The sequence below is a fragment of the Flavobacterium sp. genome, from assembly GCF_043722275.1.
Lineage (GTDB): Bacteria > Bacteroidota > Bacteroidia > Flavobacteriales > Flavobacteriaceae > Flavobacterium.
In genome coordinates this window covers 1-6,821 of sequence record NZ_JAYSPC010000122.1, presented here as the reverse complement: position 1 = coordinate 6,821, position 6,821 = coordinate 1, and the positions used below count along the sequence as shown (strand labels likewise).

At 33.1% G+C, this 6,821-nt stretch carries 4 protein-coding genes and 1 pseudogene; all 5 read left to right on the top strand.

Annotation, left to right across the window (positions count from 1 at the left end):
- The first annotated feature begins 10 nt into the window (after positions 1-10).
- Positions 11-1,540 (top strand): glutamine-hydrolyzing GMP synthase, encoded by a 1,530-nt coding sequence (gene guaA, locus ACHZDT_RS15240; RefSeq protein ID WP_394775477.1) that lies wholly within the window; start codon positions 11-13, stop codon positions 1,538-1,540.
- Positions 1,541-1,720: 180 nt separating this feature from the next.
- A complete protein-coding gene (locus ACHZDT_RS15235) occupies positions 1,721-3,631 on the top strand; it encodes a LysM peptidoglycan-binding domain-containing protein (protein ID WP_394775476.1) in 1,911 nt (636 codons plus the stop codon).
- Between the two features lie 97 nt (positions 3,632-3,728).
- The gene (locus tag ACHZDT_RS15230) at positions 3,729-5,846 is read left to right on the top strand and encodes a LysM peptidoglycan-binding domain-containing protein (RefSeq protein ID WP_394775475.1); all 2,118 of its coding nucleotides are present in this window, start codon (positions 3,729-3,731) and stop codon (positions 5,844-5,846) included.
- Positions 5,846-6,247 (top strand): OsmC family protein, encoded by a 402-nt coding sequence (locus ACHZDT_RS15225; RefSeq protein WP_394775474.1) that lies wholly within the window; start codon positions 5,846-5,848, stop codon positions 6,245-6,247. Before ACHZDT_RS15230 ends, ACHZDT_RS15225 begins: the two co-directional genes overlap by 1 nt.
- A gap of 318 nt (positions 6,248-6,565) precedes the next feature.
- Positions 6,566-6,821 (top strand): annotated as a pseudogene (locus ACHZDT_RS15220) (glucosamine-6-phosphate deaminase); the annotation flags it as partial.

The following is a 6,821-nucleotide window of genomic DNA, read 5'->3' as shown; positions in this document are numbered from 1 at the left end:
ATTTTTGCGCATGCAACACAACGTACTTATTTTAGATTTCGGATCGCAATATACACAGCTTATTGCGCGTAGAGTTCGCGAATTAAATATATTCTGCGAAATTTTCCCTTACAATCACTTTCCTAGTGATTTATCACCTTATAAAGCCGTAATTTTAGGAGGAAGCCCATTTTCTGTTCGCGGAGAAGACGCTCCACATCCTGATTTATCTCAAATTCGAGGCAAACTTCCTATGTTGGCAGTTTGTTACGGAGCACAATACTTAGCCCATTTTAGCGGTGGCGAAGTAGCGGCTTCGAACACCAGAGAATATGGTAGAGCTAATTTATCTTATATTAAAGAAGGTGAAACTTTCTTTAACGGAGTTTCAGAAAACAGTCAGGTTTGGATGAGTCATAGCGACAGTATCAAGGCTTTACCAACAAATGCAGTAAAATTAGCAAGTACTCATGATGTAGAATTTGCTGCTTATAAAATTGAAGGCGAAACTACTTATGCTATTCAATATCATCCGGAAGTTTTCCATTCTACAGATGGATCAAAAATGCTGGAGAACTTTTTAGTAAATATTGCCGAAGTTCCTCAAAACTTCACACCAGGTGCTTTCGTAGAAGAAATGGTGGGAGAATTAAAAGAGAAATTAGGAAACGATAAAGTGGTTTTAGGACTTTCCGGTGGAGTAGATTCTACTGTAGCAGCGGTTTTATTACACCAGGCAATTGGAAAAAACTTATATTGTATTTTTGTAAATAACGGTTTATTACGTAAAAACGAATTCCAAAATGTATTAGATCAATACAAAGGAATGGGATTAAACGTAAAAGGCGTAGATGCCGGAGATCGTTTTCTTGGCGAATTAGCCGGAATTAGTGATCCGGAAACCAAGCGTAAAACTATTGGTCGTGTATTTATCGAAGTTTTTGATGATGAATCTCATTTAATCGAAGACGTAAAATGGCTAGCTCAGGGAACTATTTATCCTGACGTAATCGAATCGGTTTCGGTAAAAGGACCATCGGCAACAATTAAATCGCACCATAATGTGGGTGGATTGCCGGATTATATGAAATTAAAAATCGTAGAACCACTTAGAATGTTGTTTAAAGACGAAGTTCGAAGAGTTGGAGCTACTTTAGGAATAGATCCTGAATTATTAGGAAGACATCCTTTCCCGGGACCAGGATTATCAATTAGAATTTTAGGAGATATTACCCCTGAAAAAGTTCAGATTTTGCAAGATGTAGATGCTGTTTTTATCGACGGTTTAAGATCTTGGGGATTATATGACAAAGTTTGGCAGGCTGGAGCAATTTTACTTCCTGTAAATAGTGTTGGTGTGATGGGCGATGAGCGTACTTACGAAAAAGTAGTAGCGCTTAGAGCCGTTGAATCTACTGATGGTATGACGGCGGACTGGGTTCATTTACCGTATGATTTCCTGATGAAAGTGTCAAATGACATTATAAATAAAGTAAAAGGCGTGAACCGTGTGGTTTACGATATTAGCTCAAAACCACCAGCAACAATTGAGTGGGAATAAAGCTTGATTATCATTATAATAGATTAAAAAAATGTCCATATTTTATGGACATTTTTTTGTTTTATTAATTAGGCAAAAATATTTAATGTTCTAAGTTGTAACAAAGATGCAGGTGATAATAGTGCTATTTTTAAAATTAAGTTACATTTGTAAAGCCCTAATTTTTTAAACCTACTATTTATGAGAGAACTTTTAACGATTTCTCTTGTCTTTATTTTGTCTTTTAACAGAATAACTGCGCAAGATTCAATTATTGAACACAAAATTCAAAAAGGAGAAACTGCCTATTTTATTGCCCAAAAATACAAGGTTTCTGTCGAAGAAATTTACAAACTCAACCCCGAGTCGGAAAGCGGAATCAAAGACAATCAAATTATTAAGATTCCTGTTCACTCCGAAGAAAAGCAAAATCAAGACCAGCAAATTACTCATATTGTTGGTGCAAAAGAAACCCTTTTTGGTTTATCAAAACAATATAATGTTTCTGTAGAAGCACTTCAAAATGCAAACCCAATTCTTGCCAACGGACTTCAGATTGGTCAGGAATTAATTATTCCGCAGCATTCTAATCTTTCTAAAACTGAAATTACAACATCTTCAAAAGCAACCCATCAGGTTGTTGCAAAGGAATCATTGTTTAGTATTGCGAGACAATATAATGTTTCGGTTAATGATTTGGAAAATATAAACAAGGAACTTCTTCAAAACGGATTGCAAATTGGTCAGACAATTTCTATTCCGAATAAAAGAAAAACTTTAGATGGAAGAATTCGTGTAATTAATCAGGAAACTATTTTTCATGTGGTTGAACCAAAGGAAACTAAATTTTCTATTGCTAAAAAATACGGAATCTCAATTGATCAGTTAGAATCTCAAAATCCTGAAATCGTAAACGGATTAATTGTTGGAAATAAGTTAGCCATTAATACAAAAGAAGTAAAAGCAACGACTGAAGGCGAAGAATTAATGTTGGCTCTTGCCGAAAAACAAGTTGTAGTTGAAAAGGGAAAAGCTAAAACTGTTGAATTAGAGGATTTAAAAGACAGATTGGTTGTTCAGAAAGAGATGAATCAGAAAATTATCAAGATCAATGATTTAAAAGTCAATCTGAATAATATGAGCGGTTCTAAGGAAAATTCGGTTGAAAAATTACGATTGGTTCTGGAAGCGAATAAAAATGTTCAGGATATTTTAATGGCAAAATTAGATTCATTGGTAAACACGATGAATAATGATTTAATTGATTTAAAAAGAATGGATATTTTAAATGTTGACGAATCAAAACGTTTAGAAAAACAATCGTATGCAAGCATTGGACAAACTAGCGATTTATCATCTCAATTAAAAAAAGAACTGGCTGAAAACCGAAAAGCGTATGCCGGTTTAATGAATAAAGTGGAGAAAATTGCTGTTGAAGAAAATCAGGAATACAAGAAGAAAATCCGCGAAGGCGAAAAAAATAATAACGTAACTTCATTACAACAACGACTTTCGTTAGAAGAAATAAAACGCTATAAAATAAATCAGGAGCAAGGCGATGCGCAAAATCAGCTTTTGATTGCTAAAATAGATTCGCTTGATACTCAGAAAAAAATCGAAGTTAAAAGACATATTAGTAAAGCTACTTATTATAGTATGGAAGCCAGAAAATTTGATGATAAACTGGCTTTGATCAAATTGAAAAAATATCAGGACGAGGCGATTAAAAACCAAAATAAAACGAACTCGGCTGAATCTTCAAAAACAGTTTCGCTGGAAGAAATGAAGCGTGAATTAAAGGAAAATCCTCTTAAAACGGACATAAAAGTAAAGATTGAAGTTTATGATAATCTTAAAGAAGTTTCAAACGGCTATTACTTAGTTTTAGGTATATTTACAGACTCGTCGCTAAGAGATAAGCTCATTATGAAACTCATTGATTCTGGTGATTTTAACGCTAGCTTCTTCTTTAATATTAATAGTCTTTCCTACTATGTTTATGCTGATAAGTATCAAAATATGGAAGAAGTGCTGTATAAATGTAAGAAAAGTGAAGAAGATGAGTTATATAAAGAGATTATTATTGCTAAGGCAGAAATTGATCTTAGATAATAATTAGCGATAAAATAACAAATGGCAGGAATCTTGCTTTGAAGAGAATTGAGTACCTTGTTTTTGAATTAAAAATTAAATTGTTTTAAGCCTTATTATGAAATATTATTCAACATTATTGTTTCTTGTTTTTTTTATTACGTTTTCTGCTTTTTCCCAAGAAAAAGTCATTAAATATACTGTCGCAAATGGAGAAACGGTTAACCAGATTGCTGTAAAATTTAAGGTTACGCCTTATGATATTTATGCATTAAATCCAGATGCAAGAAGAGGAATTTCTACAAATACAGTTTTGCTGATTCCAACGAATAATGCAAAAACTTCTGCGGTTAAATCTGAGGCAGCTGCTGCAAAAACGAGCGCAAATACTAAAGAAGTAATTCATGAAGTACAGCCAAAAGAGACTTTTTATAGTATTGAAAAAAAATATAATATCTCTGATGAAGCCTTGAAAGCCGCCAATCCGGGTTTGGAAAAAAGCGGTGTTCAAATTGGACAAAAATTGGTTATTCCTGCAAAAGGTTCAAAAGTAAAATCATCTTTAGCAGCAGAAAAGCCAGCTAAAGAAAAACCGGCTAAAGAAAAAACTCAGGATAATAAATATGTTTATCATGATGTTGTGGCAAAAGAAACTAAATTTTCGATCGCTAAAGAATACGGAATTACAATTGAAGAATTAGAAAAACGCAATCCTGAAATTGTTTCAAATTTGCCAGTAGGTTTAAGATTGACCATAAAAGGAAAAGCGCCTAAAACAGAAGCTTCAGCTCCGGCCGTTACTGCAAATACTGCAAAACCGGCGGAAACTAAAAAAGCATCTGAAACTTCTAAAAAAGCGACTACTTATATGGAGTATCAGGTGAAACCGAAAGAAACATTATATAGTTTATCAAAAACTTTTCATTTGACCCAGGACGAATTAACGCAATTGAATCCTGCACTTTCTGAAGGTGTAAAAGAAGGAATGGTTTTAAAAGTTCCAACAGGATATTTAGCGCCTGCTCCAATTATTCCACAACAACAACAACAAGCTGTTGAAAAACCTATAGAAAATACCAACACCGGAGGTTCAATTCAGATTATTGATAAAGTAAAATCAGAAACAGTTTCGGTTAATCCGGAAGTTGTTGAGCTGACTAAAAAGAGAGGAGAAAACGAACGTAAAAAAGTGGTTTTACTATTGCCTTTCAATTTAAATAAAATGCAAAATGATACGATGAGCGCTGCAAATCGTATTAAAAACGATAAGTTTTTGAACATGACTCTTGATTTTTATTCAGGAGCAATGATGGCAATTGATTCGGCTAAAACATTGAAATTACCAATTGATGTTGCTATTTATGATTCGCAGGAAACAAAAATGAATTCAAATGTTTCGACTTTAATTTCTCAAAATAAATTACAGGATGCAAATGCGGTTATCGGGCCATTTTATCAAAATAATGCCGAAGCAACTGCAAATACTTTGCGTATGTACAATGTTCCTGTGATTTCACCATTGTCTAAAGATTCAGCAAACCCAATTGATAATTTATATCAAACGATTCCAACAAATGATGTTGTTCGTAATGCTGTTTTTGATTTTATGCGATCTAAAAACGGAAACATAGTTGCGGTTGTAGATAAAAAGAAAGAATCGGTTATTAGTTATATCAAACAAAATCAAAAAGGTGTTGTTTTTGCAGCTCTTTCAGAAACAGGTGGTTTAGATGCAGCAAATTTGAAAAGTTTGTTATTACCAAACAGAATGAATTATGTGGTAATGGAAACGGGAAATACCGCTATGATTAAAACAACCATCAAAGCCCTGCTTGATTCACAAAAAACATGTCAGGTACAATTAGTTATTTTAGAACCAAACAGCACGCTTGATACAGATGAAATTAGTTTTGAGAGTTTGGTTAAATTAAAATTGATGTATCCGTCTGTGACCCGCGAAAGTGATGAAGCGGCAGTTTTAATCTTTGACAAAGAATACAGATTAAAAAATAAGGTGAATCCTAATACATATGCAACTCGCGGATTTGATGTAACTTTTGATACAATGATGCGTTTGGTTCAGGGAAAAACATATCAGGAAACAGCAGATTTAATGACGACGGAACAAGTTGATAATAAATTTCAATTTTATAAAAAAGAAGATGGAGGACACGCAAATAAAGGTGTTTACATTTTATATTACGATTCAGACTTAACTTTAAAAGTAGCAAATTAATGACATCAAAAGTAACCTATTTAGGAGATTTAAGAACAAAATCAATTCACGTGCAATCAGGAAGTGAAATCATATCTGATGCACCTTTAGATAATAACGGAAAAGGAGAAGCATTTTCTCCAACTGATACGGTTGCAAATGCTTTAGCAAGTTGTATGATGACTATTATGGGTATTAAAGCCCGTGATTTAAATGTGGATTTTATTGGCTCAACTGCCGAAGTAACTAAAATAATGAATGCTGAACCAAGAAGGATTGGAGCAATCGAAATTGCTTTTGAAATGAAAAGCGATGCCGATGAAAAAAGCAGAATTATTCTGGAACGTGCCGCAATGACTTGTCCGGTATTTTTGAGTTTATCAAGTGAAATTGAAAAAATAATTACTTTTAACTGGAAGTAATTACATGAATGAATGGTTTAAAAGCCATCAGGAAACTGATGGTTTTTTTATTGGATAAAGTTCGTCGGGAATCTGAAAAAGCTGAAAAATTAACAAAAGTTTTATATTACTTATAGATGAAATATAACTTATTAAAGTATCTTTGTAGTGCAAAAAAAACGCATATATTTGCATAAAAATTGCAAAGAAGCATTTTACATCTTTTGGGTTATTGAAATGTGTTTTTATTTCCTTGTATTACAATTCAAAACTTGTTATATTTATAAAGTGTTGATTGTTATTGATTTAAACTTAGAATAGAATAAAAAAAACTATATCATGTTAAAAAGTAAAGTAGACAAAGCAACAGGTTTCGAAAAGCGATTTGAAAACATCAATACCGTTGTTTTTGAAAATTCAGGTGATGCTTCAAAAGCGGTGGCTCAGGAAATTGCAGCTTTAATTCAAACCAAACAAAAAGAAAATAAACCTTGTATTTTAGGACTTGCAACAGGATCTTCGCCAAAAGGATTATATGCTGAATTGGTGCGTTTGCACAAAGAAGAAGGTTTGAGTTTCAAAAACGTAATCAGTT

Bases quoted from the DNA above. Each gene is read 5' to 3' on its own strand.
- guaA (WP_394775477.1), top strand. From the start codon at position 11: ATGCAACACAACGTACTTATTTTAGATTTCGGATCGCAATATACACAG.
- ACHZDT_RS15235 (WP_394775476.1), top strand. From the start codon at position 1,721: ATGAGAGAACTTTTAACGATTTCTCTTGTCTTTATTTTGTCTTTTAAC.
- ACHZDT_RS15230 (WP_394775475.1), top strand. From the start codon at position 3,729: ATGAAATATTATTCAACATTATTGTTTCTTGTTTTTTTTATTACGTTT.
- ACHZDT_RS15225 (WP_394775474.1), top strand. From the start codon at position 5,846: ATGACATCAAAAGTAACCTATTTAGGAGATTTAAGAACAAAATCAATT.